The sequence below is a fragment of the Isoptericola sp. NPDC056578 genome (assembly GCF_042793275.1).
GTDB lineage: Bacteria > Actinomycetota > Actinomycetes > Actinomycetales > Cellulomonadaceae > Isoptericola.
Map to the genome: position 1 here is coordinate 1 of NZ_JBHTVC010000016.1, position 24,939 is coordinate 24,939.

The window sequence follows — 24,939 nt, forward strand, 5'->3', positions numbered from 1 at the left end:
GTCCAGACCCCGCCGAGGTAGTCCCGAGCTCGCGTCAGAACTACCTCGGCGGGATCTGGACTACCTCGCGGGACCTCGTGCTACCTCGCGGGACCTCGTGCTACCTCGCGGGACCGGGTGGGCCCGGCCGCGCCGTCGTACGCTCGAAGGCGTGCAACCCGTGCCCCGCCCGCTCGCCCCGACGTACCAGGACCGGCGGTGGGAGCTCCCGCCCGACGCCGTCGTGCACCACGGCACGATCGACGACGCGGTCCGCCTGCTCCAGGACAGCACGGTCACCGCGCTGACGGGCGCGGGCGTGTCCACCGACTCGGGCATCCCGGACTACCGCAGCCCGGACTCGCCGAAGCGCGCGCCGATGACCTACCAGCAGTTCGTCGCCGACGAGGCGTTCCGCCGCCACTACTGGGCCCGCAACCACGTGGGCTGGCAGGTGGTGCACCGCACGGAGCCGAACGCGGGGCACCGCGCCCTCGCGCGGCTGGAGGAGCGCGGGGTGGTGCGCGGCGTCATCACGCAGAACGTGGACCTGCTCCACGAGGACGCCGGCTCGCGGCACGTCATCGACCTGCACGGCCGCTACGACCGGGTGATCTGCCTGCAGTGCGGGCGCGTCATCAGCCGCGCGCACCTCGCGGAACGGCTGGACGCGCTCAACCCGGGCTTCGTCGAGTCGGTGCTCGACGACGGGGCGACCGTCGCGGACATCGAGACCGCGCCGGACGCGGACGCCGTCATCGAGCAGACGAGCCACTTCGTCCCGGCCGCGTGCGAGTTCTGCGGCGGGGTGCTCAAGCCGGAGATCGTGTACTTCGGCGAGAACGTGCCGCGCGAGCGGGTGCAGCGCGCGTACGCGCTGGTGGACGACGCCGACGCCCTGCTCGTGGCGGGCACGTCGCTCACCGTGATGAGCGGCCTGCGGTTCGTGCGGCACGCGGCCAAGGCCGACAAGCCGGTGGTCATCGTCAACCGCGGCGAGACGCGCGGCGACCCGCTCGCCACGCTCAAGGTGGACGACGGCGTCACCGAGACCCTCGTCGCGCTGGCCGACCGGCTCTGACGGCGACGGGCTGCGGCTACCGGGCCGCGACCAGCCGCGAGCCCTTGACGCCCTCGGCGTCGATCAGGCTGCCGTCGCCGCCCGGGACGACCGGCAGCGCACCACGCCCCAGCCCGCCGAGGTAGACGGCGGCCTCGGTTCCCGCCTCGGCCACGTCGGCCTTGCGGCGCCGCACGTCGATCCGCGTGACGGTCACGGCGTGCTCCCCCGTCGGCAGGTGCAGCACCGCGGCCTGGCCGGTGCGCACCCGCCCGGACGTCACGGTGCCGGTGAGCACGTGGCCCCGCGTCGGGACGGCGAAGACGGTGTCGACCAGCAGCTCGAACGGCTCGGCAGGGCCGGACGAGGCCGGCGTCCGGCGCGAGAAGATCCCCATGGCCGACGACGATATCCGCCGCGCGGCGACGCCGGGCCCACATCAGGGCCCGCATCAGGCCCGCGTCAGCGCACCAGGTAGGCGACGTCCCCGTTGGACGACCGGACCTCCACGGCGCGGTCGGCGTCCGGGTCCGTGGGCCCCTCGGTGGTCTGCTCCCCGTTCGACGTCTCGATCGTGAGCCGCACGGGCTCGCCGTCCCCGACGACGGTGACGTCGCCGTTGCTGGACTCGGCCCGGACGTCGCCGGTCACGCCGGAGACGTCGACCCGGCCGTTGCTGGTGTCCGCGTCGAGGCTGCCCTCGACCCCCGTCACCTCGATCGACCCGTTCGACGACGCCGCGACGACGTCACCTGCGGCCCGGTCGACGAGGACGTCGCCGTTGCTGGAGCCGGCGTCCAGGCGCCCGGTGGCGGACGCCGCGACGTCGCCGTTGCTCGACCGCAGCTCCGTGTCGCCCACCACGCCCGCGGCCACGACGTCCCCGTTGGACGTGCGCACCACCAGCGTCGTGTCGGCGGGGAGGGTGACGGCGAGCTCCCCCGCGCACCGGCCCGGGATCCACTGCCAGCGCCGGCACTCGTGGGTGACGACCAGCCGGTCGGCCCCGTCGTCGGCGCGGTACGTGGGGCTCGTGAGGCCCTGTCGTGCGATCCGGTCGACCTCGACCCTCCCGCCGGTGCCGCCGCCGTCGGCGGCCTTGACGGTCACGTCGCCGTCCGCGACCAGCTCGACCGTGCCGACCGCGGCGTACGTCTCGTGCTGCGTGGTCGTGGTCGCGACCGCCCGGTCCACGAGGAACAGCGCGCCCCAGGCCACGGCGAGCAGCCCGACGACGACGCCGGTGACGAGCAGCGCGCGCCCGACGGGGCCGCGGTGCGGCTCCTGCGGGGCCGGCGGGGCGGGCACGGGGGCTGGTCCGGTGGCTGGTCCGGGGGCTGGTCCGGTGGAGGTCATGGTCGTGCTCCGTTCTCGTCGAGCCACCGCAGCACGGCGAGCACGCGGCGGTTGTCGTCGGCGTCGGGCGGCAGCCCGAGCTTGGTGAGGATGCTGGTGACGTGCTTCTCGACGGCGGGCATCCCGACGACGAGGCGGTCCGCGATCGCTGTGTTGGAGCGGCCCTCGGCCATGAGCGCGAGCACCTCCCGCTCGCGGCGCGTGAGCCGGTCCAGGTCGGAGCGGCGGCTGCGGGCGATGACCTGCGTGACCACCTCGGGGTCGATGACGGTGCCGCCGCCGGCCACGCGGTCGACGGCGTCGAGGAACGCGTCGACGTCGGCCACCCGGTCCTTGAGGACGTACCCGAGGGCGTGCGCGCCGCGGGCCAGCAGCTCGGACGCGTACCGCTGCTCCACGTACTGCGACAGCACGAGGATCGGCAGGTCCGGGTGCAGGCTGCGCAGGTGCAGCGCGGCGCGCAGGCCCTCGTCGGTGTGCGACGGCGGCATCCGCACGTCGGTGACGAGCAGGTCGGGCAGCGCGGCGCCGGGTCGCGACAGGGCGGCGACGAGCTCGTCCGCCGTGCGGTGGCCGGTCACCGTGTGGCCCTCGGCGGCGAGCAGCCGGGTCAGCCCGTCCAGCAGGAGCACGGAGTCCTCGGCGATCACGATGCGCACGGCACCTCCACGGTCAGTCGGGTGCCCGCGCCGGGCGGGCTGTCGAGGTCGAAGACGCCGTCGAGCGCGGCGACCCGCCCGCGCAGCCCGGCGAGGCCGCTGCCGGGCGACGGCTCCGCGCCGCCCCGGCCGTCGTCCTCGACGACGACGCGCAGTCGGGCGCCGTCGCTCCACCCGTCGCCCGCACCGTCGTCCACGACGTCGGCGCGCACCCGGACGGAGCGCGCGTCGGCGTGCTTGGCCACGTTGGTCAGCGCCTCGGCGACGACGAAGTAGGCCGCGGCCTGCGCCGCGGAGCCGGCCCGCGCGACGTCGGGGGACGCCTCGACCCGCACGGGCACGGGGCTGCGCGCCGCCAGCGCGGACAGGGCGGCGTCGAGCCCCCGGTCGGACAGGACGGCGGGGTGGATGCCGCGCACGAGGTCGCGCAGCTCGGCGAGGGTCGCCTTCACCTCGCCGTGCGCGTGCTCGAGGGCCGCGGCGGACGCGGCCGGGTCGCGGTCGGCGAGCCGGCGGGCGACGCCGAGCTCCACCCCGAGCGCGACGAGCCGCTGCTGGGCGCCGTCGTGCAGGTCCCGCTCGATGCGCCGCCGCTCGGCGTCGGCGGCCGCGACGGCCTGGGACCGCGTCTCGGTGAGGACGGCGGCCCGCTCGGCCGCCGCCGTCGCCGCGTGCTCCGCGTCGCGTGCCCGGGCCCGGGCGAGGTCCGTCGCGGACGGGCCGAGGCACGCCCGCGCCAGCGCCAGGACGAGGGCCGTGCCCGCCTGGGCGACGGCCGCCCCGAGCCACAGCAGCAGCACGGCCCCGACGGCGCCGCCGACCAGCGCGACCGGCCACGCGATGCCGGGCTCGCCGCCGACGGCGCCGACCCCGCCGCGCGCCATCACGACGACGAGCGCGACCGCGCCCGCGACGAGGGCCACGACCGCGGCGAGGAAGGCCACGGACAGGAGCATCGCGACGAACGCGTACCCCGCGGCCGCCCACGCCCGCCCGTCGCGCAACGTGCCCCGCAGGGCGGCCCACGACCGCGGCAGCCCGGCCGCGCCGAGCGGCGGCCCCGGCACGACGACGCCGGTCTGGGCGGCGAGCCGCTCCCGCTCGAGCGCGGCGAACCAGCGGGCGGCGGGCAGCGTCACGCCGAGCGCGAGCAGCCCGAGACCGAGGACCGGCACGAGGGCCGACGACACCAGGACCAGCACCCACACGACCACGCCGGCGCTCGCCAGCCACACCGTCCCCACGGCGAGCTGCGCGACGGCGCGGCCCGTGGCCGGGTCGACCGGCGCACGCAGCAGCGCGGCCCGCGAGCTCAGGGCCGGGGCGGCGTCCACGCCGCCGGAGGCGGCGTCCGTGCTGGTCATGACCTCGAGACTAGGCTGCGAGGGATCGGCCGGACAGCCAGCGCACCCACGTCGTCACGGTGGGGAAACCCCACGCCGGAGGACGCGCGGCGGCGGCCGGAGGGAGGCAGCATGCTGGACGCGGTCGTGGTCGGTTCGGGCCCCAACGGCCTCGCCGCCGCCGTCACCCTCGCCCGGGCCGGGCTGTCGGTGACGGTCCTGGAGGCCAACACGACCGTCGGCGGCGGGGCACGCACCCTCGCGCCCGGTGACGAGCCCGGCGGCGAGCACGGCGACCTGTTCGCGGGGCTGCCCACCGGCGTCGTGCACGACGTGTGCTCGGCGGTGCACCCGATGGCGTGGGCGTCCCCGTTCTTCCGCGCGTTCGACCTGCGGGCGCACGGCGTCGAGCTCCTCACGCCCGAGGTGTCCTACGCGCAGCCGCTGCCCGGAGGCCGGGCCGCCGTGGCGTACCACGACCTGGAGCGCACGGCCGAGCGCCTGGGACCCGACGGCGCCGCCTGGCGCTCCCTGCTCGGCCCGCTGGCCGAGCAGTGGGAGGCCGTCGTCGCCGTCGCGATGGGCGACCACCGGTCCGTGCCGCCCGGCGTGCTCGACGGCGGCTCGCCCCTGCGGGCCACGGCCGGCGCCGTCCGGTTCGCCCTGGCGCTGCTCGAGCAGGGCACGGCGGCCTGGGACGGCCGGTTCTCCGGCGAGGCCGCGCCCGCGCTGCTCACCGGCGTGGCCGCGCACACCATCACCCGGCTGCCGTCGCTGTCCGCCGCCGGCACCTCGCTGCTGCTCGGCGCCCTCGCCCACGCCACCCCCGCGCGCCGAGGTCGAGGCAGGGCGCCCGAGGTCGATGCCCCGGACCTCGACCTCGGGCGCTCGCCTCGACCTCGCGGGTTCGACGGCGGCTGGCCCGTCCCGCGCGGCGGGTCCGGGGCGATCGTGGCGGCGCTCGTCGCCGACCTGGAGGCGCACGGGGGCACGGTCGTGACGGGTCACCGGGTACGCACCCCGGCGGACCTGCCCGCCGCCCGCGCCGTCCTGTTCGACACGACGCCGCGCACCCTGCTCGACGTGCTGGGCCCCGCCGTCCCGCCGGGCCTGCGCCGCGCGCTGGGAGGGTTCCGGTACGGCAACGCGGCCGCCAAGGTGGACTACGTGCTGTCCGGCCCGGTGCCCTGGGCGGACCCGGAGGTCGGCCGGGCCGGCACCGTGCACGTGGGCGGCACCCGGGCGGAGATGGCCGCGGCCGAGAACGCGGTCGCCGCCGGCCGGCACGCCGACCACCCGCTGTGCCTGGTCAGCGACCCGACGGTCGTCGACGCGTCCCGTCGCGTCGTGTCCGGCGACGGCGAGCTGCGCCCCCTGTGGGCGTACACGCACGTGCCCGCCGGGTCCGACGTCGACGTCACGGACACCGTCACCGCGCAGATCGAACGCTTCGCGCCGGGGTTCCGCGACGTCGTCGTCGGTGCGCGCGCGATCCCCGCCGCCGCGATGGCGGAGCACAACCAGAACTACGTCGGCGGGGACATCTCCGCCGGCGCCGCGACGATGTGGCAGATCCTGGCGCGCCCCACGCCCCGCGCGAACCCCTACCGCGTGGCCGGAGGCGTGTACGTCTGCTCGGCGTCGACCCCTCCGGGCCCCGGCGTGCACGGCATGGGCGGCTGGCACGCCGCGCGGCGCGCGCTGCGCGACGTCTTCGGCGTCCGCGTCCCGGCGCTGTAGCCCGCGTCCCGGTCGGGACCTCAGACGCGCACGTCCGGGCGCGGGTGCATGCCGCGGCGCGGGATCGTGGTCCCGTCGGCGAACCGCACGCAGTCCTCGAGCCGCGCCTCCACCGTGCCGCCGCCGAACTGCTCCGCGTAGAGCCGCGCGTACAGCCCGCCGCGCTCCAGCAGCTCGGCGTGCGTGCCGTGCTCGACGAGGCGGCCGTCGGCGATCCCGAAGATCACGTCGGCGTTCATGATCGTGCTCAGCCGGTGCGCGACAGCGAACGTGGTGCGGTCGGCCATCGCCCGCTCCAGCGCCCCCTGCACGAGGCGCTCGGTGGCGGTGTCGAGGGCCGACGTCGCCTCGTCGAGAATGAGGATCCGCGGGTCCTTGATGAGCACGCGGGCGATCGACAGCCGCTGCTTCTCCCCGCCCGACAGCCGGAAGCCCCGCTCCCCCGTCACCGTCTCGTACCCGTCGGCGAAGCTCATGATCCGGTCGTGGATGTTCGCCGCGCGGCACGCCTCCACGATCTCCGCGTCCGTGACGTCGGCGCGCGCGTAGCGCAGGTTCTCCGTGATCGTGCCGTGGAACAGGTACGGCTCCTGCGTCACCATCCCGACGACGTCGGCGAGGCTGCCGAGCGTCACGTCCCGCACGTCCGTGCCGTCGACCAGCACCGCGCCGCGCGTCACCTCGTGCAGCCGCGGCACCAGGTACGTGAGCGTCGTCTTGCCCGAGCCCGACGGCCCCACCAGCGCGGCGAGCTGGCCCGGCCGCACCCGCAGCGACACGCCCTGCAGGGCCCAGCCCTCGGCGTCGCCGCCCGTGCCCGCCGGGCGGTCGTGCGACGGCGGGTCGTCCTCGACGGGCACCGCCGCGGCCAGCCCGGGCGCCGACGCCGCGGACATCACGTAGGTGGCGGCGGGGTCGGTGAGCGTCGCGACGACGGGCACCTCGAGCGCGCGGTACCCCCGCCCGGAGCGCCGCCCGGCCGGGCGCGGTCCGCCGCCCGGCCGCGCCGGCGGCGCGGAGACGTCCCGCGCCTCGGGGTAGCGGAACCACACGTCGCGCAGCTCCACCTCGCCGCGCGTGGCGGCCTTGTCGAGCACCCGCGCGTCCGGCCGGTCGGTGATGGCGGGCTCGAGGTCCAGGTACTCGAACAGCCGCGAGAACAGCGCGAACGACGTCTGCACGTCGAGCGTGACGCGCATGAGGCCCACGAGCGGCTGCTGGAGCCGCGACTGCAGCGTCGTGAACGCGACGATCGTGCCGGCGGTGAGCACCTCCCCGCCGATGAGGGTGCCGCCGTTGATGAGCAGCCCCGCCACCAGGTACACGATCGCCGGCGTCAGGCCGAAGAACGTGGAGACGATCGAGAAGAACGTCTGCCCGGTCATCGCGTTCTTCACCTGGAGCCGCGTCTGGCGGCGGTTCTCCCGCCGGTAGCGCGCCACCTCGACGTCGGACCGGTTGAACACCTTCGCCAGCAGCACGCCCGAGACGCCGAGCGACTCCTCGGTGATGGCCGTCATCTCGCTCAGCGACTCCTGCGTGCGGCGCTGGAGCCGCTTGCGCCGCCGCCCCACCCGCACCTGGATCACCACGAACACGGGCATGAGCACCAGCGTGATGATCGTCAGCTGCCAGCTCAGCAGCAGCATCGACACGAACGCGGCGGCCACCGTGACGACGTTCTGCAGGATCGACGTCGCCGTCGAGGTGAGCACGTTGCGCACGCCGGAGACGTCGTTCGCGAGCCGCGACTGGATGTCGCCGGTGCGGGTGGAGGTGAAGAACGCGAGCTCCATCTTCTCCAGGTGCTCGAACAGCGCCACGCGCAGGTCCGCCATCGCGCCGTTGCCGATCCGGGTGGTGAGGTACGTCTGCCCGACGCCGATCAGCGCGCTCACCATCGGGATCGCCACCAGCCCGGCCACGAGCCAGGCCAGCAGCCTCAGGTCGGGCTCGCCCACCTGGCCCGCGGGGTCGGTCGGGAACAGCGCGTCGTCGAACACCGCGCGGGTGAGGAACGGCGCGACGCTCGTCAGCGCGGCGGCCGCCACCACCGCCACCGCGACCAGCACCAGCTGGGCCTTGTACGGCGCGAGCAGCGCGGCGATGCGGCGCAGCACGGGCTGGTCGGGCGTCCCGGCGATCGGGCCCGTGCGGGCCGGTGACGACGGGGCGGCGGACGCGGAGCTTCCGGGGTCGGCCATCTGCCCATGCTCACGCGCGACCCGCCGGGGCGCGCGGGGTGCTGGACGGGTCGGGTGGCGTCAGGAGGTCGCGGCCCACCGCGTGGTGCGGCTCGCCAGGTCCGTGATCCCGACTCTCCCGGTGGGCGAGAGCGTCGTGACCCGTCCGCGCGCGGCCCACCGGCCGGCGTAGCGGTCCGCGAGCGCCGCCTCCGCCGAGGTGTCCCCCGCGTCGGCCGCCACGAGCAGCGCGGCGACCTCGTCGGCCAGCGCGTCCAGCTCGTCGGACGTCGGCTCGGACGACGGCTCGGCGCCGTCCGCCCGCGCCTCGTGCGCCCAGAGCTCGGTGACGCCGGGGACGTCGTCGGGCGTCGCGCCCCACACGTCCCACAGCAGCACCTCGTCGCGCATCCGGTGCGCCAGCTCGAGCAGCACGTAGCCGCGCACGAAGTCCCGGCCGCCCAGCTCAGGGATCCCCGGCGCGACGCCGTACGACGCCGGGTCGACCTCCCCGGCGCGGATGGCCTGCCACACCTCCGCCGCGGTGGGGAACGGCGACGCCGGCCCGGTCGGCATGTCGCGCACGTCGAAGTCCCACGGCCCGTCCGGGGTCAGCTCCGGGTCCCAGCGCACCCACCGCCCCGCGCCGTCGTCCTCCCCCTCGGCCCAGTGCTCCACCACCACGTGGTCGTGGAAGAACGGCGGCTCGAAGTACCCCGCGAACCCGATCCGCGACCGGGCGGGCACGCCGTGCTGGCGCAGCACCCCGAGCGCGAACAGCGTGTGGTCGCGGCAGCAGCCGGCCACCTGCCGGGCGTGGTCGCGGGGCGCGGCCAGCGGACCGGCCTGCCGGGCGACGGCGCCGTCGAGGATCGAGGACAGCCAGCGGCGGTCGATGTCCGCGGACTGCTCGTCGGTGAGCTCCGGGTTCCCGGCGCGGTAGTGCACGATCGTCGCGCACGCCGCGGCGCCGGCGCTCGCCGGGTCCGGGCCGACTGCACGGAGCAGGTCGGCGTGCGGGCCCGGGTCGGAGAAGGCGCTGTGGCGGGCGTAGTCCGCGAGGGTCGGCGCCGTCGTCGAGCCCTCCGCCGCGTCCGAGAGGGGTGCCGTCGTGTCCATGCCCTGCTGACCTCCGTCGTCGTGGGGACTCATCGGCCCGCACGCGCGTCGTCGTCAGCGGCGGGACTCGAAGAAGTCTCGCAGGATTCCCCCGCACTCGTCCTCACGCACCCCGCCGACCACCTCGACCGCGTGGTTGGCGCGCTGGTCGCGCACGAGGTCCCAGACGGAGCCCGTGGCGCCGGCCTTCGGGTCCCAGGCGCCGAGGACGAGCCGCTGCACGCGCGCCGCGACGAGCGCGCCCGCGCACATGACGCACGGTTCGAGCGTGACGACGAGCGTGCAGCCCTCGAGCCGCCACTCGCCGCGCGTGGTGGCGGCCTGCCGCAGCGCGAGCACCTCGGCGTGCGCCGTCGGGTCCCCGGTCTCCTCGCGCCGGTTGCGCCCGAGCCCGACGAGCCGGCCGTCCGCGTCGACGACGAGCGCGCCCACCGGCACGTCGTCGCTGGCCAGCGCGTGCGACGCCTCGTGCAGCGCCAGCCCCATGAGCGCGTCCCACACCGCACGACGCCGGCTGACGGTGTGCGGCGGGAACTCGCCGTCCGCCCAGGGCAGCGCGAGGCCGGAGCCTGCGGGGCCGGGGACGGCGTCGGACGTCACAGGGCCCAGGCTAGCCGCGGGACGTGCCCCGGGCCCTCGCGCCGGTACCGTGGGGCCATGCGCCTGCACGTCGCCGACCACCCGCTGGTGGACCACAAGCTCACCGTCCTCCGCGACGAGAAGACCCCGTCGGCGACGTTCCGTCTCCTCGTCGACGAGCTCGTGACCCTGCTCGCCTACGAGGCGACGCGGCACGTGCGCACGGAGCCGAAGGAGATCCGCACCCCGGTCACCACGACCACGGGCGTGCGCCTCAGCGACCCGAGCCCCATCGTGGTGCCGATCCTGCGCGCCGGGCTGGGGATGCTCGAGGGCATGACGCGGATGATCCCGACGGCGGAGGTCGGCTTCCTCGGCCTCCAGCGCGACGAGTCCACGTACGAGGCCGTCACCTACGCGAACCGCCTGCCCGACGACCTCACCGACCGGCAGGTCTTCCTGCTCGACCCGATGCTCGCCACCGGCGGCACGCTCGTCGCGGCCATCGACTACGTGCTGGAGCGCGGCGCCCGCGACGTCACCGCCGTGTGCCTGCTGGCCACGCCCGAGGGGCTGAAGGTCCTCGAGGAGGCGATCGGCTCGCGGGTGGACGTCCAGATCGTCGTCGCCGCCGTCGACGAGCGGCTCAACGACCAGAAGTACATCGTGCCCGGCCTCGGCGACGCCGGGGACCGGCTGTACGGCATCGTCTGACGCGTCCCGGCCCGGGGCGTCCCGGGGACCGGCTCAGCGGTACTCGCAGTCCCCGACCCGCTCCCAGGCCCGGCCCCACCCGTGGCCCCGGCCGCGGTCCCCGTCCTGGCGCTTCTGGGCCTTCTCCTGGGCCTTCTCCTCGGCCTTCTCCTGGGCACCGCGCCCGACGTAGCGGTAGTTCGCGCCGTGCCACGAGGCGACGTCGCCCACCTCGTACCCGCCGCCCCAGCGGACCCGGGCGGCGCACCAGCCGGTCGTGCCCGTGAAGGGCTCGACGGCGAGCTCGACGGACCAGTCGCCGGCGCCCACGGTGTAGGTGGCACCGTCACGCCCCCGCACGGTGCCGCCGTCAGCGGTCAGGCTCTGCCGGGCGGGCACGGTCACGTCGACGGACGCGCCGTTCGACCCGCGCACCGCGAAGTCCTGCGGGACCGAGGAGCCGGTGTTGTCCAGCACCACCGACACCGCCCGGGTGGACGTCGAGCGCCCGCGCTCCTTCTCCACCTGCACGGCACCCGGGTCCAGCCGCGCCTGCGGGTCGACGACGACGCACGACACTGCGTCGTGCTCGAAGGGCCGCTCGACCGACCGCGTGCGCTGCTCGATCTCGCGGGAGAGCCGCACCGTGACGTGGCCGGCCTCCGCCGTCAGCCCTGCGGGAGCCGTCGTGAGCCTGGCGCCGGAGCCGGGCTCGACGGAGGTGTCGTCGCCGCCGCCCGCGAGGCGCGCCTTCCAGGGCACGCCGCCACCGTTGCGCACGTCGACCACCACCTGGGCCCGGTCCTCCACGCACCGCGTGCTGACGGCCACGTCCACCGACCCGGGCCAGGTCACGGTGGCGCAGCTCTCGAAGCCGGGCACGTCCACCGTGGCGAGGTCGCGCCCGTCGGCGGTGACCGCCAGGCTGCGGGTGCCCCACGGCACGGACACCGTGAGGGTGCCCGTGGCGCCGGCCGCGACCGTCGCGGCACGACCGTCGCCCGCCCCGTCGGCCACCGCGAACCGCACCGCGTGCGTGGAGGCGCTGTTGTCCACGGGGACGGTGACGGTGCGCCACGACGTGTCGGCGGACTCGTCGAACCGGCACTCGGTCGCGGCGAGCGTCACCGGCCCGCCGACGGCGGGCGCGAGCGTCGCAGCGGAGTACGACGCCGTCGGGGCGACGGCGGGCACCACGCCCTGCGCGGGCTCGTCGCCGTCGCGGTCGGCCACCCAGCGGTACAGCTGGAACTCGGCGGCGCCCGCGGAGAGCGACGAGCGGTCCGTGGCGGCGACGAAGGTGGCGCTCTCCCCCGGCGCGAGCCGCTTCTGCTCGGTGCTGACGCCGGCCGCGGTCATCCCGACCCGCATCGACTCGTCGCTGGTGTTGGTCAGCGTGCCGCGCACCTGCAGGCGGCCGTCGGCGTTCACGGTCTCGGCGGACTTCGACACGGCCCAGCTCGGGTCGTAGCACTCCGCGGAACCGTGCGTCCCGGCGGGCACGGTGGTGCGGTAGGTCTCGCCGCCGAGGGTCGTCGCGACCGTCCACGTGGCGGCCCCCGCGGGGACCCGGAGCCCGTCCGGCACCTGCACGGTGACCGACGCGCCGGGCGCGACCTCCTGCGCCGCCGCGGCGGTGTCGCCGGCGGCGTCGAGCCGCACCGCGAGGCTCTGGTCGGTGAGGTTGACGTACGTGCCCTCGACCACGGAGGAGGCCGTGCTCACGCCGCCGACGGCGGTGCAGCGGGCCTCGACCGCGCGCGCCCCCGAGGCCGCGCCCGCCCACGACTGCGCCACCGTCACCGCCGCGTTGCCGCCCACCGTGTGCGGGGATCCCGGCAGCTGGGGTGCGGCGGAGACCGTCATCGGGCCCGGCGCGGCGGAGCCGTCCGCCACGACGCGCAGCCGGACCGTCCGCTGCTCGCCCGGCGCCAGCGGCGCTGCGTCGGGCCGGGCCACGCAGGTCCAGACGGCGCCGGCCGCGGAGTCGCCCGTGCCGGGCACGCACACGAGGTCGCCGTCGGTCGTGACCGGCCGCAGCCCCGCGGGCACGCCCAGCTGCACCGACCAGGCGGCGGCCGGCTGGTCGCCGGTGTTCCGCACCGCGACGGGCACCCAGGCCGCGCCCGGGTTCGAGACCGGGACGGCGTCGCCGCTCGAGGCCGTGAGCTCCGCGCCGTAGGGCCGCACGGTGGTGGGAGGCAGGGCGATGTTCTCCCGCCCCACGCCGTCGGCCCAGACCGCGACACCGATCGCGTAGCTGCCGCCGGAGTGGGCGCGCACCGGCACCGAGACGTCGCGGGTCGCGCCCGGCTCGAGCGTGCCGACGGTGCAGCGCGCCGTCCTCCCGGTGGTGTCCCCCGGGGTGCACGACAGGGCGTCGGCGGCGAGCACGTCGCCGAGGGCCGCGCCCGCCGGCGCCTGCGGCGTCGCCAGGTCGACGCCATCCGGCAGCGCGACCTCGACGACCGTCGCGCTCGCCGCCGCCTTCCCCGTGTTGCCGACGGTGAGCACCAGGGACTGCGGCGCGCGGGGCTCGAGCGGCGCCGCGGCGGCCGTGACCGTGAGGTCCGCGACGGGGGCGAAGAGCGTGGTGCCGAGCAGGTTGACCGGGCTCGTCGGGTCGGCGGTGGGCTCCGGCGGGTCGGCGGCATCGTCCTCGGCGGGCTGCACCGCACCCTCGCCGGGCTGCTCCCCGGGCGGGGTCCACGGTGCGCCCTGGACGGTCACCGGCGCCGGCGGCACCGCCGGCGGCTCGTCGCCGCCGCCGAGCGCGTTGAGCACCGTGACGACCCCGACGGTCGCGACGGCGACCGCGCTCGCCGCCGCGGCGACGCTCGCCGTACCGACCGCGGCGGCCGTGCCCGCCGTCGCGGCGGCCGTCGTGCCCGCGGTGGCGGCGGTCGCCGTGGCGGCACCTGCTGCCGTGGTGCCGGCGGTCGCGCCTGCCGTCGTGCCCGCCGTCGCTGCCGCCGTCGTGCCGGCGGCACCTCCCGTGACGCCCGCGCCACCGGTGATGCCCGCGCTCCCGACCGTGGCGGTGCCGACGGTGCCCGACGCGGCCGTGCTGCTGCCCGCGACGGCCCCCACGCTCCCGGCGCTCCCGGCGCCCACGGCGCTGCCGGCCCCCACGCTCCCGGTCGCGACGGCCCCGCCCAGGGCGCCACCGATGGGTAGCGCTCCCACGACGGCGAGGCCCGCGATCCCGACGATCAGCGGCGCCACGACCGCCCGCATGCCGTGCGCGATGTCCCCGAGCTCGAGCACGAGGGACCGGCACTCCCCGCACGTCTCGAGGTGCGCGTCGACCTTCGCGACCTCGCGCCGGGCGAGGCCGCCGCGCACGTACGCGCCGAGCAGCGGGTTCACCACCCGGCAGCCGTCGGTGGGCGCGTGCGTGAGGTGCTCCTGCAGGTAGCCGACCCGCAGCCCCTCTCGGGCGCGGTAGGCGAGCGCGGACACGCCGTTGGGGGTCAGGCCGAGGATCGGGGCCACCTCCGCCGGCGCGCGCCCCTCGATCTCCGTGTACCAGAGCACGGCCTGCCAGCGCTCCGGCAGCGCCTGGTAGGCGTTCTTCACGACGGAGTGCTCGAAGCCCTCGAACGTCGCGACGTCGGTGGGGTCGACCAGGCCGAGCGCGGCCTCGAACGTGCCGTCGTCGGACGTCGGGCGGGTGCGCTTCACGCCCCGCGCGAGGTCGGCGGCGAGGCGCCGCACGACGGTGAGCAGGTAGGCCCGGAACGTCGCGTCCGGGCCGCCGCCGTGCTGGAGCACGTCGAGCACGCGGTGGAACGCCTCGGAGACCAGGTCGTCCGCGTCGGCCGCCGACCGGACGTACTGCCGGGCCACGGCCCGCGCCGCCGGGAGGTGCCGGGTGTAGAGGGCCCCGAACGCCTCGAGGTCCCCACCGCGCACGTCGAGGATCAGCTCGGCGTCACTGCGCGCCGAGTCGTCCGACCCCACGTAGACGTCCGTCATGGCCGACCTCGCTCTGCACCCGATGCTGCGCGAAGGCCACACGCAGACCCCCGTACTTTACGCGCCGGGAGCACCTGCTCGCGGGGTGAACTTTGGGCCGAGATCCGCGGGATTCCGTGCCTCAGGCAGCGGAGAGGGCTATCCCGGGGCACCTACCGATGAAAGTCGGCCACAACTGCGTCATGATGGCTGCCCATGGCGGTCCCTTCATCATGAACCGGTCCACGAGCGGGCCCCCCGACGCGCCCGAGCACGTCTCGGACGTGATCGACCGCTGGCGCGCGACGAGCCTCGCCGAGGTATGGCTGCGTCCGGACGACTGGTACCACCCCGCCGTGGACGCCCTCGTCGAGGCGTTCGACGACGGCCGGTCCCCCCACGCCGCCGCCCACCGGCTCGGCGCCGCGCGCGGACGGGCCGGCGTTGGCCTGGGCGAGACGCTGGACGACCTCGAGTGCCTGTACCGCTCCGCCCACCACCCGGCCGACCCCGACGCGGTCCGCGCCGTCGCCGTCGGGTGGGTGCGCGGCCGCGACGCCGAGCCGGCGCTCGGCGCCCTGCGCGACCCCAGCTCCGGGCTCCCCACCCGCGAGTACCTGGCCGAGCGGCTGCGGGAGACCTACGGCGCCGCCGTCGGCGCCGACCAGGACGTGCCGGACACGCACTGCCTCGTCGTCGTCGACGTCGCCGTCGACGGGCTCGCCCCGTGGGACCGCGCCGCACGCTCCGCGACAGTCGGCCGCGCCCTCGAGCAGGTCTACGGCGAGGGCCACCCGATGGCCGCCCTCACCGACGGCGTGTTCGTCGTGCTCGCGCGGCGCGACACGGGGGTGCCCGACCTGGCCAAGGCCACCCGCGGGGTGGTGGAGCGCAACGCCGCGCTCATGGGCCTCGGAGACGCGCTGAGGCGCCCCACCCGGGTGTGGGTGGAGCGCCTCCCGACGTCGCACGCCGCCGCCGTCGAGCTGCTGACGCAGCTGGCCCGCTAGCCGTACCGGCCCGGCACGGCCCCGGTCAGGTGCCGCGTCAGTGCTGGGCGTACGTGAGGCAGTCGGCGTGGCTCTCGTCGTCCGGGCCGGGGCCGACGCGGATGGCCGACGCCGCGCACTCGAGGTCGGTGTTGTGGACGCAGTCGCCGCGCTGGCACGCGCCCACGTGGGCCACGACCTTCTCGAGGCCGCCCTTCGCGCTCAGCGGGATGAAGGTGGCGCACGCCGCGTCGCCGCTGTGCCCCGCGATCGTCACCGCCCCGGCGTGGCAGCCGTGGTCGTGGTTGTAGCCGCAGCCCTCGACGGTGCACTCGGTGACCTCGGGCATCTCCATCAGCGTGCTCATGGTGCGCTCCTCGCCGCTCGACGCCGGCTCTCGCCGCCTTCGACCACGATATTCCTCTCGCACGGAAATGCACAGCGAATGCGGGATCGAATTCACGGCGTATCGAATAAGGAATACCTTACCTATTGCACCATGAATTAGCGAAGAATTGCGTTGCGAAAAGACGTCAGCCGCGGCGGTGCGGGCGCCACAGCACCAGCGCGCCCTCCTCGGCCTCGATGTCGGCCCGGAGGTCGGACCGCTCCGCGCGGCGCACGCGCTGGCCGCGGCGCACGACGACGACGTCGCCCGTCGAGCCCGCCGTGAACACCCGGCCGCCGGGCTGCATCGCGAGCGCCGCGAGCCGGCCCTCGAGCTGGGCGACGTGCTCCTGCAGGTCGAGGATCCGTCGGATCCCGGCGAGGTTGATGCCCTCCACCTGCGCGAGCCGCTGCACCTCGAGCAGGCGTGCCACGTCGCGCTGGGAGTAGCGGCGGCCGCGCCCGGGGGTCCGGCGCGGCGTGACCAGCCCGAGGCGGTCGTACTGCCGGAGCGTCTGCGGGTGCATGCCGGCGAGCCGGGCCGCCTGCGACACGGTCAGCACCGGCGCGTCCTCGGTGACCATCGCTACCTCCCTCGCTCGGTGCCTCCGGCCGGTCAGCCCGCGCCTCGCCGCGGCGTCACTCCGCCGCGCGCTGCGCGAGCCCCGCCCGCACGTCCTCGTGGTCGCTCTCGGCGGCGAACGCCTCGAGCGCCTCCTTCGCCTTCTTGCTGAGCTTCTGCGGCACGGCCACCTGGACCGTGACCAGCAGGTCGCCCTGCGTCTTCGTGGTCCTCACGCCGCGGCCCTTGACCCGCAGCACCCGCCCGGTGGGCGTGCCCGCCGGCACCTTGAGCCGCACGGTGTGCCCGTCGAGCGTCGGCACCTCGACCGTCGTGCCCAGCGCGGCCTCCGCGAAGGTCACGGGGACCGTCATGCGCAGGTTCGTGCCGTCGAGCGTGAAGACGGGGTGCGGCGCGACGTGCACGGTGACCACGAGGTCGCCGGCGTCGCCGCCGCCCGAGCCGGGACGCCCCTTGCCGCGGATGCGCAGCTTGCGGCCGTCGTTCACGCCGGCGGGGATCTTGGTCTTGACCTTGCGGCCGTCCACCGTGAACTCGACGGTGGCGCCCTCCACCGCCGTGCGGAACGGCAGCGTGGTCTCGGCCGCGACGTCCGGGCCCTTCTGCGGAGTCGTGAAGCCGGCGCGCTGCCGGCCGCCGCTGCGGAAGCCGCCCTGGCCGCCGAGCATGGAGCTGAGGATGTCCTCGAAGCCTCCGCCGCCCGCGCCGCCCTGGGGGTACTGCTGGTAGCGCACGTTCGGGCCGGCGCCGCCGCCGAACATCGAGCCGAAGACGTCCTCGAACCCGTTGCCGCCACCGCCGCCCGGGCCTGCCGCGAAGCGGGCACCGCCGCCGGCCATGGCGCGCACGGCGTCGTACTGCTGGCGCTGCTCGGAGTCGGACAGCACGGCGTACGCCTCGCCGATCTCCTTGAACTTCGCCTCCGCCGACGCGTCTCCCGGGTTCTGGTCCGGGTGGTACTGGCGCGCGAGCTTGCGGTACGCCTTCTTGATGGCCGCGTCGTCCGCGTCCTTGGGGACGCCGAGAGCGGAGTAGAAGTCCTTCTCGATCCAGTCCTGACCTGTCACGACGCCCTCCTTCCTGTCATTGTCCGCGAGATCGACCCGCCCGTCGTGAGAGCGGCCCTCGAAGGGTCGGTCTCACGACGGGCAGGTCGATCTCGCGGGTGGTGTCACTCGGGGCCGACGACGCCCACGCGGGCGGCTCGGACGACCCGCTCGCCGATGCGGTAACCGGGCTCGACCACCATCGCGACGGTCGTGCCCGTCGCCTCGGGGTCCACGTTGTGCATGAGCGCCTCGTGGACGTTCGGGTCGAACTCCTCCCCGACCGCGCCGAAGCGCTCGATGCCGAACCGCGCCAGCGACGCGTCGAGCTTCTCCGCGATGGCCGCCATGGGCCCGCTCAGCTCGGCGTGCTGCTTGGCGCGCTCGATGTCGTCGAGCACCGGCAGCAGCGCGGCGAGCACGTCCTGCGTGCCCTGGGTCCGCGCCGCCTCCTGGTCGCGCAGCGACCGGTTGCGGTAGTTCGTGAACGACGCCCGCTCGCGCTGCAGCGCGTCCAGGTGCTGGGCCGCCTCGGCCTTGGCCGCGAGGACCTCGGCGCTCTCGGCGGCCTCGCCCTCGGGCTCGAAGTCGAGGGCGGCGAGCGGGTCGTCGCCCTCCCCCGCGGCGGCGGGCTCGGCGGCACGCGCCTCGCCCGACTGCGGGTCGACCTTGCGCTTGTCGGTGAACTGGAAGGGGGTCTCCCCCGAGCCCTCGGAGTTCTCCGGGGGCTCGGGGACCGACCGCTGGTTCTCGTCCGTCACTTCTTGTCGTCCTCGTCGTCGACGATCTCGGCGTCGACCACGTCCTCGTCGGGAGCGGAGGTCGCGCCCGCGGCAGCGGCCGCGTCGTCCTCGGCCGCCTGGGTGTCACCCGCGGCCTGCTCCTGCTCGGCCGTGGCGTAGAGCGCCTGGCCGATCTTCTGCGAGGACGCGCCGAGCTTCTCGTACGCGGACTTCACGGCGTCGGCGTCCTCGCCCTCCAGGGCGGTCTTGACGCCGGCGATGTCGGCCTCGACCTCGGTCACGACCTCGGCGGGGAGCTTGTCGCGGTTGTCCGCGATCTGCTTCTCCATCGAGTACGCGAAGGCCTCGGCCTGGTTGCGGGTCTCCGCCTCCTCGCGACGCTTCTTGTCCTCGGCGGCGTGCTCCTCGGCGTCCTTCACCATGCGGTCGATGTCCTCCTTGGGGAGGGCCGACCCGCCGGTGATCTTCATCGACTGCTCGGTGCCCGTGCCGCGGTCCTTGGCGGACACGTGCACGATGCCGTTCGCGTCGATGTCGAAGGTGACCTCGATCTGCGGGACGCCGCGCGGCGCCGGGGCGATGCCGGTGAGCTCGAAGGTGCCCAGCGGCTTGTTGTCGCGGGTGAACTCGCGCTCGCCCTGGAAGACCTGGATCGCCACGGACGGCTGGTTGTCCTCCGCCGTGGAGAAGATCTCGCTGCGCTTGGTCGGGATGGCCGTGTTGCGCTCGATGAGCTTGGTCATCACGCCGCCCTTGGTCTCGATGCCGAGGGACAGCGGGGTGACGTCGATGAGCAGCACGTCCTTGCGCTCGCCGCCGATGACGCCGGCCTGCAGGGCCGCGCCCACGGCGACGACCTCGTCCGGGTTGACGCCCTTGTTGGGCTCGCGGCCGCCGGTGAGCTCCTTGACGACCTCGGTCACGGCGGGCATGCGGGTGGAACCACCCACGAGCACGACGTGGTCGATGTCGGAGACCGAGATGCCGGCGTCACGGATCACCGCGTGGAACGGCGCCTTGGTCCGGTCGATGAGGTCCTGCGTCATCTGCTGGAACTGCGCGCGCGTGAGCTTCTCGTCCAGGTGGACGGGGCCGTTCTCGCTCATCGACAGGTACTGCATCGAGATGGTGGTGCTCGTCGCGGACGAGAGCTCCTTCTTGGCCTGCTCGGCCGCCTCGCGCAGACGCTGCAGGGCGATCTTGTCCTTGGACAGGTCGACGCCCGCGCTGTTCTTCACCTGCTTGATGAGGTGGTCCACGATGCGCTGGTCCCAGTCGTCGCCGCCGAGGCGGTTGTCGCCGGACGTGGCGCGCACCTGGATGGTGGAGAAGTCGTCCTCGTCCTTGCCGACCTCGAGGAGCGAGACGTCGAACGTGCCGCCGCCCAGGTCGAAGACCAGGATGAGCTCGTCCTCCTTGCCCTTCTCCAGGCCGTAGGCGAGGGCCGCCGCGGTGGGCTCGTTGACGATGCGGGTCACGTTGAGGCCCGCGATCTGGCCGGCGTCCTTGGTCGCCTGGCGCTCGGCGTCGTTGAAGTACGCCGGGACGGTGATGACCGCGTCGGTGACGGGCTCGCCCAGGTACTCCTCGGCGTCGCGCTTGAGCTTGCCGAGCACGCGCGCCGAGATCTCCTGCGCGGTGTACTTCTTGTCGTCGATCTCGACCGACCAGTCGGTGCCCATGTGGCGCTTGACCGACGAGATGGTGCGGTCGACGTTGGTGACCGCCTGACGCTTGGCCACCTCACCGACGAGGACCTCGCCGGTCTTGGAGAACGCGACGACGGACGGCGTCGTGCGCGACCCCTCCGCGTTCGCGATGACGGTGGGCTCGCCGCCCTCCAGGACGGCGACCACCGAGTTGGTGGTACCCAGGTCGATACCGACTGCTCGAGCCATGTGTGCTGCCTCCATGCGTACGTCCGGACGCCTGTGCGCCCGAGGTTGAGTCAACTGCACTCAACGTAAATCTCGGCGTCCCCGCCTCGCAAACCGCGGGCGCCAAAGTTGAGTCTGTATGGCTCAACCTTGCTCGGGGCGCCGATATTCCCCCAGGTGGCCCCTGCTGTTCGCCGTGAGCGAACAGCAGGGTCGCCACCAGAACGGCGCGGCGCTCAGATCAGCTCGACGCGGTCGGCCTGCGGTCCGCGGTCGCTCTGGCGCACCTTGAACCGGACCCGGTCGCCCTCCTCCAGGTACTCGCCGCCCTGCACGACCGACACGTGCACGAACAGGTCCGCACCCCCGGCGTCGGGGGTGATGAAGCCGAAGCCGCGGTCCGCGTCGTAGCGCGCGACGGTGCCCTCACCTCCGCGCACGGGCCCGCCGGACGCCGCGGGACGGCCCGGCCGGCCCCGGTCACGGTCGCGGTCGCGGTCCCGGTCGCGGTCCCGGTCGCGGTCCCGGTCGCGCCCCGCGTGCGAGCCGGAGCCGCGCACGAGCCGCACGTCGCGGGCGTTCGGCCCCTTGTCGCCCTCGACGACGTCGTACGTCACACGCGCGCCCTCGGACAGCGAGGTCAGGCCCGGGCCGAGCGCGTTGACGTGGACGAAGAGGTCACCGCCGCCCGCGTCGGGAGCGATGAACCCGAAGCCCTTGGTGTCGTCGAACCAGGACACGGTGCCGTCCGCGCCGTCGGAGGCCGCCCGCGCCGCCTCCGCGGCGAGCGGGAGCAGGTGGTCCGCCTGCGGCCCCTTCTCCCCCTCGACGACCATGAACGCCACCCGCTGGCCCTCGGAGATCACCCCGCCCCCGACGATCGCCGAGCTGTGCACGAAGATCTCGCCACGACCGTCGTCGGGCGTGACGAAGCCGTACCCCTTGGCCGGCTCGTACCAGGCGACCGTGCCGAGCACGCCCACGGGCGCGTCGGCGGACCGCTCGCCCGTGACACGGACGCGGCGCGCCTGGGGGCCGCGGTCGCCCTCGCCCACCTCGAACTCGACGGCCTGACCCTCGCGGAGCTGCTTCGGCCCGTCCTCGCCGACGATCTCGGACGCGTGCACGAAGAGGTCCTCGGCCTCGTTCCCGAGGTCGATGAAGCCGAACCCTCGGTCGGCGTCGAACCATCGGACTGTTCCCTGGGGCACCTGGTACTCCTCGTCTTGGCAGATAGTGCTCCCCCCAGTGTCGCGCGGAGTACGGTCCCGACGAGAATCGCCAGGTGACCCGCGACAGGACGCCCCCGCCCACCGCCCGCCTGAGGTTCCGCGCGATGGGCGCGGACGACCTCGACGAGATGGCCGCGCTCCTCGGCGACCCCGACGTCATGGCGTACTACCCCGCCCCGAAGACCCGCGCCGAAGCGGCGGCGTGGATCGCCTGGAACGAGGAGAACTACTCCCGCCACGGGTACGGGCTCTGGTTGCTGGAGACCCTCGACGGCACCTTCGTCGGCGACTGCGGGCTCACGTGGCAGCGCGTCGGCGCCGAGGTCCGGCTCGAGGTCGGCTATCACGTCCGGGGCGACCTGCAGGGGCGCGGGTACGCGACCGAGGCCGCCGCCGCGTGCCGCGACTTCGCACGCGACACCCTGAGGGCGCGCGAGCTCGTGGCGATCGTCCACCCCGACAACGCGGCGTCCCGCCGGGTCGCCGAGAAGCTCGGCATGCAGCACGTCGCCGACGACACGACCGGGGCCGTCCCCGTCCGCACCGTGATGGGCATGGACCTGCGCCCGCACCTCTGAGCACCCACGTGCTCCCGGGCGCCCGCCTCAGAGCGACTTGCGCATCTGCTGCGTGACGACGGCGTACCCCGCGGAGTCGTAGAGCGACACGGCGGCGGCGTTGCGGCCGAAGACGTTCAGCTCCAGCGCGGTGGCGCCGGCCTGCCGGGCGGCCTCCTCCGTCGCGGCCAGCAGCGCACGCCCCAGGCCCTGACCGCGCCGGGACTCGACGACCTCGATGTCGTAGAGGAACGCGATCCCCGCCGTGGTGTGCGGCGGGTCCAGCGCCACCCAGCTGCGCCCGACCGGCTCCCCGTCGGCGTCGACGGCGAGGTTGACGAGCATCCCCTCCGTCGCGGGTCCCCGCGGCAGGAGCTGCGCCGACTCGTCGCGGGCCCGCCGCACCGCTCCCTCGTACGGCCAGCGGCCCGCCGCGACCTGCTCCGCCGCGTAGTCCGCCGCCAGGGCGTCCTGCCACTCGTCGAACTCGGCCGGGGTCATCGGGCGCAGCGTCACCGTCGTCATGCAGAGCATGCTGGCACCCCTCGTCCGCCGGCCGCGCAGGGTGCGGGCGACCGAGCCGGCCGCCAAATGCCGTACGGTCGGCGTCGATGACCGAGTTCTGGCACGACGCGGCGCTGCCGCAGCTGGAGGCGCGACGGTCCTGCCAGGACGCCGCGTGCTACCGCCTGCACTCGCACGACCGGTTCTCGGTCGGACTGATCGACGCCGGCACGACGACGTTCACCGGTGCGGACGGCGCTCCCCTGCCGCTCTCCGCCGGCGACGTGATCCTCGTGCCCGCCGGTCACGTGCACTCCTGCAACCCCGACCGGGGTCGCTGGGAGTACGGGATGATCCACGCCGACCAGGACTGGGTCGCGGGCCTGCTGCCGGCCGGGGCGGACGCCCTCCTGACCGGCATCACCGTCCTGCGCGCCCCCGGCGCCTACCACCGGGTACGCGCCGTGGAGGACCTGCTGTTCGCGCCCGGCGACGGGAGGAGGGTGGACGCCGCGGGGGTCGAGGAGGCGCTCCGCCAGGCCCTGCGCACGTGCGCGACGACGCCGCCCCACCGCCGGATCGCCCCCACCACGGACGACGCGCTGCTGGAACGCCTGCGACCGGTGCTGGCCCGGCTGCACGACGACGCGTCGAACCCGGCGCTCGACGAGCTGGCCGCCGTCGCGGGGATGGACCGGTACGCGCTGGTGCGGACGATGAAGCGGGCCACCGGGCTCACCCCGGTGGCGTGGCGCCACAACGACCGGGTGACCGCCGCGCGGGCGATGCTGCGCGCGGGCAGGCCGCTCGCCGAGACCGCGCACGCGCTCGGGTTCGCCGACCAGAGCCACTTCCACCGCGTGTTCCGCGCCCACGTGGCGGCCACCCCCGGCGCCTACCGGCGCTGACGCCGCGCCGGGCGGCTGCCCGCGGGCGGGCGGCGGCGCGCCGGTCCGTCCAGGTGCAATTTCGTCCAAGACCGCGACGGCGGGCTCGCCCGAGCATGCCCGCATGGAGCAGTTCCTCGCCGTCGCCGTCGCGCACTTCCTCGCCCTGCTGATCCCCGGGGCCGACTTCTTCCTGATCGCCCGCACCACGATGACCAGCGGCTGGCGCAGCGCCAGCGGCGCGTGCGTCGGGATCGCCTGCGCGAACGGCGTCTTCGTCGCGGTGGCGTTCGGCGGGCTGTCCGCGATCACGAACCCGGCGGCGCTCCTGGTGGTCCAGGGCGCCGGCGGCGTGTTCCTCGTCGTCATGGGGATCGCGTTCGTGCGCGCCCGGGTCGACGTCGAGCTCGCCGCACCGGCCAGGCTCGGCCGCGGCTCGTGGACGCGGAACCTCGGCCTCGGGCTCGCGTCCGGGCTGCTCAACCCGAAGAACGCGCTGTTCTACGTCAGCCTCGCCGCCACCCTCACCGCCGCGTCGCCCGGCACCCGCGCGCTCTACGGCGCCTGGATGGTCGCCGTCGTGCTGGCGTGGGACCTGTTCGTCGCCGTCGCGCTGGGCTCCGAGCGGGCGCTCGCGCGCCTGGCCCGCCTGCTGCCGTGGCTGACCAGGGCCGCCGGCGGCTTCCTCGTGCTGCTGGGGCTCGGGATGCTCGTCACGCTCGCCGCGGGCCTGGTGCGGTGAGGGGGACCCGTCAGTCGTCGACCGGCTCGCCGGTCGGGTCGTGCGCGACGACCGCGTCGAGCAGCGCGCCGCCGACGGGCTCGCGGTGCCAGTCCACCAGCCGCCAGCCCGACCCCGGGTCCCCCTCGACCTCGATGAGGCCGGTGTTCGCGAGCGGGGTGTGCGCCAGCTCCTCGACGTCCAGGCCGCGGACGCGCGCGCCGGACCACGAGCGGATGGCGGCGCCGTGGGAGACGGCGAGGACGACGTCGTGGTCGCGCGCCGCGAGCGCGGCGACCGAGTCGTCGAACCGGGCGAGGAACGCGTCGCCGTCGGGCCCGCCGGGCATGCGTCGCGACCGGTCGCCGCGGGACCAGGCGAACACGGTCTCGAGGTAGGTGTGGTGGTCGGCGAGGTCGGACGACATCTCGAGGGAGCCGGCCTCCACCTCGCGCAGGCCGTCGAGCACCGTGGGGCGCAGGTCGCGGGCTGCGGCCAGGGGGCCGACGGTGTCCGAGGTCCGCACCAGCGACGACACCGCGAGGGCGTCGATCCGCCGTTCCCGCAACGCGGTCGGGACGGCGGCCGCCTGCTGCTCGCCCAGCGGGGTCAGCCGGGGGCCGGGGGCACCGGTGTCGAGCAGCCCCGCCACGTTGGAGGGGGTCTGGCCGTGTCGCAGGAGGAGGAGACGCATGCCCCCAGGGTTTCATCCCGCGCCGCCACCGACGGCCTGGCGCGTCCGCGG

23 protein-coding genes are annotated in these 24,939 nt (G+C 75.3%); 7 read left to right on the forward strand and 16 right to left on the reverse strand.

The window, feature by feature from the left end; genetic code table 11:
* The first annotated feature begins 151 nt into the window (after nucleotides 1-151).
* A complete protein-coding gene (locus ACFQ80_RS08505; protein ID WP_430563334.1) occupies nucleotides 152-1,060 on the forward strand; it encodes an NAD-dependent protein deacetylase in 909 nt (302 codons plus the stop codon).
* A gap of 16 nt (nucleotides 1,061-1,076) precedes the next feature.
* Here ACFQ80_RS08505 and ACFQ80_RS08510 read toward each other — a convergent pair whose 3' ends face one another.
* The 4 genes from ACFQ80_RS08510 to ACFQ80_RS08525 form a co-directional block, all read right to left on the reverse strand.
* Nucleotides 1,077-1,436 carry a hypothetical protein gene (locus tag ACFQ80_RS08510; RefSeq protein ID WP_430563335.1) on the reverse strand — a complete coding sequence of 120 codons (360 nt, stop codon included), beginning with the start codon at nucleotides 1,434-1,436 and terminating at the stop codon, nucleotides 1,077-1,079.
* A 65-nt stretch (nucleotides 1,437-1,501) separates the two neighbouring features.
* On the reverse strand, nucleotides 1,502-2,395 hold the full coding sequence (locus tag ACFQ80_RS08515) for a DUF4097 domain-containing protein (protein WP_430563336.1): 894 nt from the start codon (nucleotides 2,393-2,395) through the stop codon (nucleotides 1,502-1,504).
* Nucleotides 2,392-3,054 carry a response regulator gene (locus ACFQ80_RS08520; protein WP_430563337.1) on the reverse strand — a complete coding sequence of 221 codons (663 nt, stop codon included), beginning with the start codon at nucleotides 3,052-3,054 and terminating at the stop codon, nucleotides 2,392-2,394. The genes ACFQ80_RS08515 and ACFQ80_RS08520 overlap by 4 nt, the downstream gene beginning before the upstream one ends.
* Nucleotides 3,042-4,418, reverse strand: a complete 1,377-nt coding sequence (locus ACFQ80_RS08525; protein WP_430563338.1) for a sensor histidine kinase — start codon at nucleotides 4,416-4,418, stop codon at nucleotides 3,042-3,044. Before ACFQ80_RS08525 ends, ACFQ80_RS08520 begins: the two co-directional genes overlap by 13 nt.
* Before the next feature lie 111 nt (nucleotides 4,419-4,529).
* Here ACFQ80_RS08525 and ACFQ80_RS08530 point away from each other — a divergent pair, with 111 nt between their 5' ends.
* The gene (locus ACFQ80_RS08530) at nucleotides 4,530-6,137 is read left to right on the forward strand and encodes a phytoene desaturase family protein (RefSeq protein WP_430563339.1); all 1,608 of its coding nucleotides are present in this window, start codon (nucleotides 4,530-4,532) and stop codon (nucleotides 6,135-6,137) included.
* Nucleotides 6,138-6,157: 20 nt separating this feature from the next.
* On the opposite strand, the gene ACFQ80_RS08535 is transcribed toward ACFQ80_RS08530, so the two are convergent.
* The 3 genes from ACFQ80_RS08535 to ACFQ80_RS08545 are packed head-to-tail and all read right to left on the reverse strand — an operon-like array spanning nucleotide 6,158 to nucleotide 10,039.
* Nucleotides 6,158-8,341 carry an ABC transporter ATP-binding protein gene (locus ACFQ80_RS08535; RefSeq protein WP_430563340.1) on the reverse strand — a complete coding sequence of 728 codons (2,184 nt, stop codon included), beginning with the start codon at nucleotides 8,339-8,341 and terminating at the stop codon, nucleotides 6,158-6,160.
* A gap of 60 nt (nucleotides 8,342-8,401) precedes the next feature.
* Nucleotides 8,402-9,439, reverse strand: a complete 1,038-nt coding sequence (locus ACFQ80_RS08540; protein ID WP_430563341.1) for a hypothetical protein — start codon at nucleotides 9,437-9,439, stop codon at nucleotides 8,402-8,404.
* Nucleotides 9,440-9,493: 54 nt separating this feature from the next.
* Nucleotides 9,494-10,039, reverse strand: coding sequence for a nucleoside deaminase (locus ACFQ80_RS08545; RefSeq protein WP_430563342.1), 546 nt, complete (start codon nucleotides 10,037-10,039; stop codon nucleotides 9,494-9,496).
* 57 nt (nucleotides 10,040-10,096) lie between these two features.
* On the opposite strand from ACFQ80_RS08545, the gene upp reads away from it, so the two are divergent.
* Entirely contained in the window at nucleotides 10,097-10,732 is a 636-nt protein-coding gene (upp, locus tag ACFQ80_RS08550) for a uracil phosphoribosyltransferase (RefSeq protein ID WP_430551411.1), read from the forward strand.
* 33 nt (nucleotides 10,733-10,765) lie between these two features.
* Here the strand turns inward: upp and ACFQ80_RS08555 are convergent, their stop codons facing one another.
* A complete protein-coding gene (locus ACFQ80_RS08555) occupies nucleotides 10,766-14,689 on the reverse strand; it encodes a sigma-70 family RNA polymerase sigma factor (protein ID WP_430563343.1) in 3,924 nt (1,307 codons plus the stop codon).
* A 212-nt stretch (nucleotides 14,690-14,901) separates the two neighbouring features.
* Here ACFQ80_RS08555 and ACFQ80_RS08560 point away from each other — a divergent pair, with 212 nt between their 5' ends.
* Nucleotides 14,902-15,678, forward strand: a complete 777-nt coding sequence (locus tag ACFQ80_RS08560) for a hypothetical protein (protein WP_430563344.1) — start codon at nucleotides 14,902-14,904, stop codon at nucleotides 15,676-15,678.
* A 37-nt stretch (nucleotides 15,679-15,715) separates the two neighbouring features.
* Here ACFQ80_RS08560 and ACFQ80_RS08565 read toward each other — a convergent pair whose 3' ends face one another.
* The 6 genes from ACFQ80_RS08565 to ACFQ80_RS08590 all read right to left on the reverse strand — a co-directional run bounded on the left by ACFQ80_RS08565 (nucleotide 15,716) and on the right by ACFQ80_RS08590 (nucleotide 21,504).
* Complete coding sequence (locus tag ACFQ80_RS08565; protein ID WP_430551414.1) at nucleotides 15,716-16,024, reverse strand: DUF1540 domain-containing protein; 309 nt, start codon at nucleotides 16,022-16,024, stop codon at nucleotides 15,716-15,718.
* A 166-nt stretch (nucleotides 16,025-16,190) separates the two neighbouring features.
* Entirely contained in the window at nucleotides 16,191-16,628 is a 438-nt protein-coding gene (locus ACFQ80_RS08570) for a heat shock protein transcriptional repressor HspR (protein WP_430551415.1), read from the reverse strand.
* 55 nt (nucleotides 16,629-16,683) lie between these two features.
* The gene (locus tag ACFQ80_RS08575; protein ID WP_430551416.1) at nucleotides 16,684-17,694 is read right to left on the reverse strand and encodes a DnaJ C-terminal domain-containing protein; all 1,011 of its coding nucleotides are present in this window, start codon (nucleotides 17,692-17,694) and stop codon (nucleotides 16,684-16,686) included.
* Nucleotides 17,695-17,798: 104 nt separating this feature from the next.
* Nucleotides 17,799-18,434, reverse strand: coding sequence for a nucleotide exchange factor GrpE (gene grpE / locus ACFQ80_RS08580; RefSeq protein ID WP_430551417.1), 636 nt, complete (start codon nucleotides 18,432-18,434; stop codon nucleotides 17,799-17,801).
* Nucleotides 18,431-20,314, reverse strand: coding sequence for a molecular chaperone DnaK (dnaK, locus tag ACFQ80_RS08585; protein WP_430551418.1), 1,884 nt, complete (start codon nucleotides 20,312-20,314; stop codon nucleotides 18,431-18,433). Before dnaK ends, grpE begins: the two co-directional genes overlap by 4 nt.
* A gap of 215 nt (nucleotides 20,315-20,529) precedes the next feature.
* The gene (locus ACFQ80_RS08590; protein WP_430551419.1) at nucleotides 20,530-21,504 is read right to left on the reverse strand and encodes a cold-shock protein; all 975 of its coding nucleotides are present in this window, start codon (nucleotides 21,502-21,504) and stop codon (nucleotides 20,530-20,532) included.
* Between the two features lie 125 nt (nucleotides 21,505-21,629).
* Between ACFQ80_RS08590 and ACFQ80_RS08595 the strand changes: the two genes are divergently transcribed.
* Nucleotides 21,630-22,103 (forward strand): GNAT family N-acetyltransferase, encoded by a 474-nt coding sequence (locus ACFQ80_RS08595; RefSeq protein ID WP_430551511.1) that lies wholly within the window; start codon nucleotides 21,630-21,632, stop codon nucleotides 22,101-22,103.
* A gap of 27 nt (nucleotides 22,104-22,130) precedes the next feature.
* Here ACFQ80_RS08595 and ACFQ80_RS08600 read toward each other — a convergent pair whose 3' ends face one another.
* Nucleotides 22,131-22,607: a GNAT family N-acetyltransferase gene (locus ACFQ80_RS08600; protein WP_430563345.1), complete on the reverse strand. Its 477-nt coding sequence runs from the start codon at nucleotides 22,605-22,607 to the stop codon at nucleotides 22,131-22,133.
* An 86-nt stretch (nucleotides 22,608-22,693) separates the two neighbouring features.
* Between ACFQ80_RS08600 and ACFQ80_RS08605 the strand changes: the two genes are divergently transcribed.
* Together ACFQ80_RS08605 and ACFQ80_RS08610 are read left to right on the forward strand one after the other, a co-directional pair.
* Complete coding sequence (locus tag ACFQ80_RS08605) at nucleotides 22,694-23,494, forward strand: AraC family transcriptional regulator (RefSeq protein ID WP_430563346.1); 801 nt, start codon at nucleotides 22,694-22,696, stop codon at nucleotides 23,492-23,494.
* 103 nt (nucleotides 23,495-23,597) lie between these two features.
* On the forward strand, nucleotides 23,598-24,215 hold the full coding sequence (locus tag ACFQ80_RS08610) for a LysE family translocator (protein WP_430551422.1): 618 nt from the start codon (nucleotides 23,598-23,600) through the stop codon (nucleotides 24,213-24,215).
* A gap of 10 nt (nucleotides 24,216-24,225) precedes the next feature.
* On the opposite strand, the gene ACFQ80_RS08615 is transcribed toward ACFQ80_RS08610, so the two are convergent.
* Nucleotides 24,226-24,888 carry a histidine phosphatase family protein gene (locus tag ACFQ80_RS08615; RefSeq protein ID WP_430563347.1) on the reverse strand — a complete coding sequence of 221 codons (663 nt, stop codon included), beginning with the start codon at nucleotides 24,886-24,888 and terminating at the stop codon, nucleotides 24,226-24,228.
* Nucleotides 24,889-24,939: the final 51 nt, after the last annotated feature.

Coding starts and splice junctions, on each gene's coding strand:
- ACFQ80_RS08595 (WP_430551511.1), top strand. CDS start 21,630: ATGGGCGCGGACGACCTCGACGAGATGGCCGCGCTCCTCGGCGACCCC.
- upp (WP_430551411.1), top strand. CDS start 10,097: ATGCGCCTGCACGTCGCCGACCACCCGCTGGTGGACCACAAGCTCACC.
- ACFQ80_RS08530 (WP_430563339.1), top strand. CDS start 4,530: ATGCTGGACGCGGTCGTGGTCGGTTCGGGCCCCAACGGCCTCGCCGCC.
- ACFQ80_RS08515 (WP_430563336.1), bottom strand. CDS start 2,395: ATGACCTCCACCGGACCAGCCCCCGGACCAGCCACCGGACCAGCCCCC.
- ACFQ80_RS08565 (WP_430551414.1), bottom strand. CDS start 16,024: ATGAGCACGCTGATGGAGATGCCCGAGGTCACCGAGTGCACCGTCGAG.
- dnaK (WP_430551418.1), bottom strand. CDS start 20,314: ATGGCTCGAGCAGTCGGTATCGACCTGGGTACCACCAACTCGGTGGTC.
- ACFQ80_RS08600 (WP_430563345.1), bottom strand. CDS start 22,607: ATGACGACGGTGACGCTGCGCCCGATGACCCCGGCCGAGTTCGACGAG.
- ACFQ80_RS08570 (WP_430551415.1), bottom strand. CDS start 16,628: ATGGTCACCGAGGACGCGCCGGTGCTGACCGTGTCGCAGGCGGCCCGG.
- ACFQ80_RS08605 (WP_430563346.1), top strand. CDS start 22,694: ATGACCGAGTTCTGGCACGACGCGGCGCTGCCGCAGCTGGAGGCGCGA.
- ACFQ80_RS08610 (WP_430551422.1), top strand. CDS start 23,598: ATGGAGCAGTTCCTCGCCGTCGCCGTCGCGCACTTCCTCGCCCTGCTG.
- ACFQ80_RS08510 (WP_430563335.1), bottom strand. CDS start 1,436: ATGGGGATCTTCTCGCGCCGGACGCCGGCCTCGTCCGGCCCTGCCGAG.
- ACFQ80_RS08525 (WP_430563338.1), bottom strand. CDS start 4,418: ATGACCAGCACGGACGCCGCCTCCGGCGGCGTGGACGCCGCCCCGGCC.
- ACFQ80_RS08540 (WP_430563341.1), bottom strand. CDS start 9,439: ATGGACACGACGGCACCCCTCTCGGACGCGGCGGAGGGCTCGACGACG.
- ACFQ80_RS08555 (WP_430563343.1), bottom strand. CDS start 14,689: ATGACGGACGTCTACGTGGGGTCGGACGACTCGGCGCGCAGTGACGCC.
- ACFQ80_RS08615 (WP_430563347.1), bottom strand. CDS start 24,888: ATGCGTCTCCTCCTCCTGCGACACGGCCAGACCCCCTCCAACGTGGCG.
- ACFQ80_RS08560 (WP_430563344.1), top strand. CDS start 14,902: ATGAACCGGTCCACGAGCGGGCCCCCCGACGCGCCCGAGCACGTCTCG.
- ACFQ80_RS08535 (WP_430563340.1), bottom strand. CDS start 8,341: ATGGCCGACCCCGGAAGCTCCGCGTCCGCCGCCCCGTCGTCACCGGCC.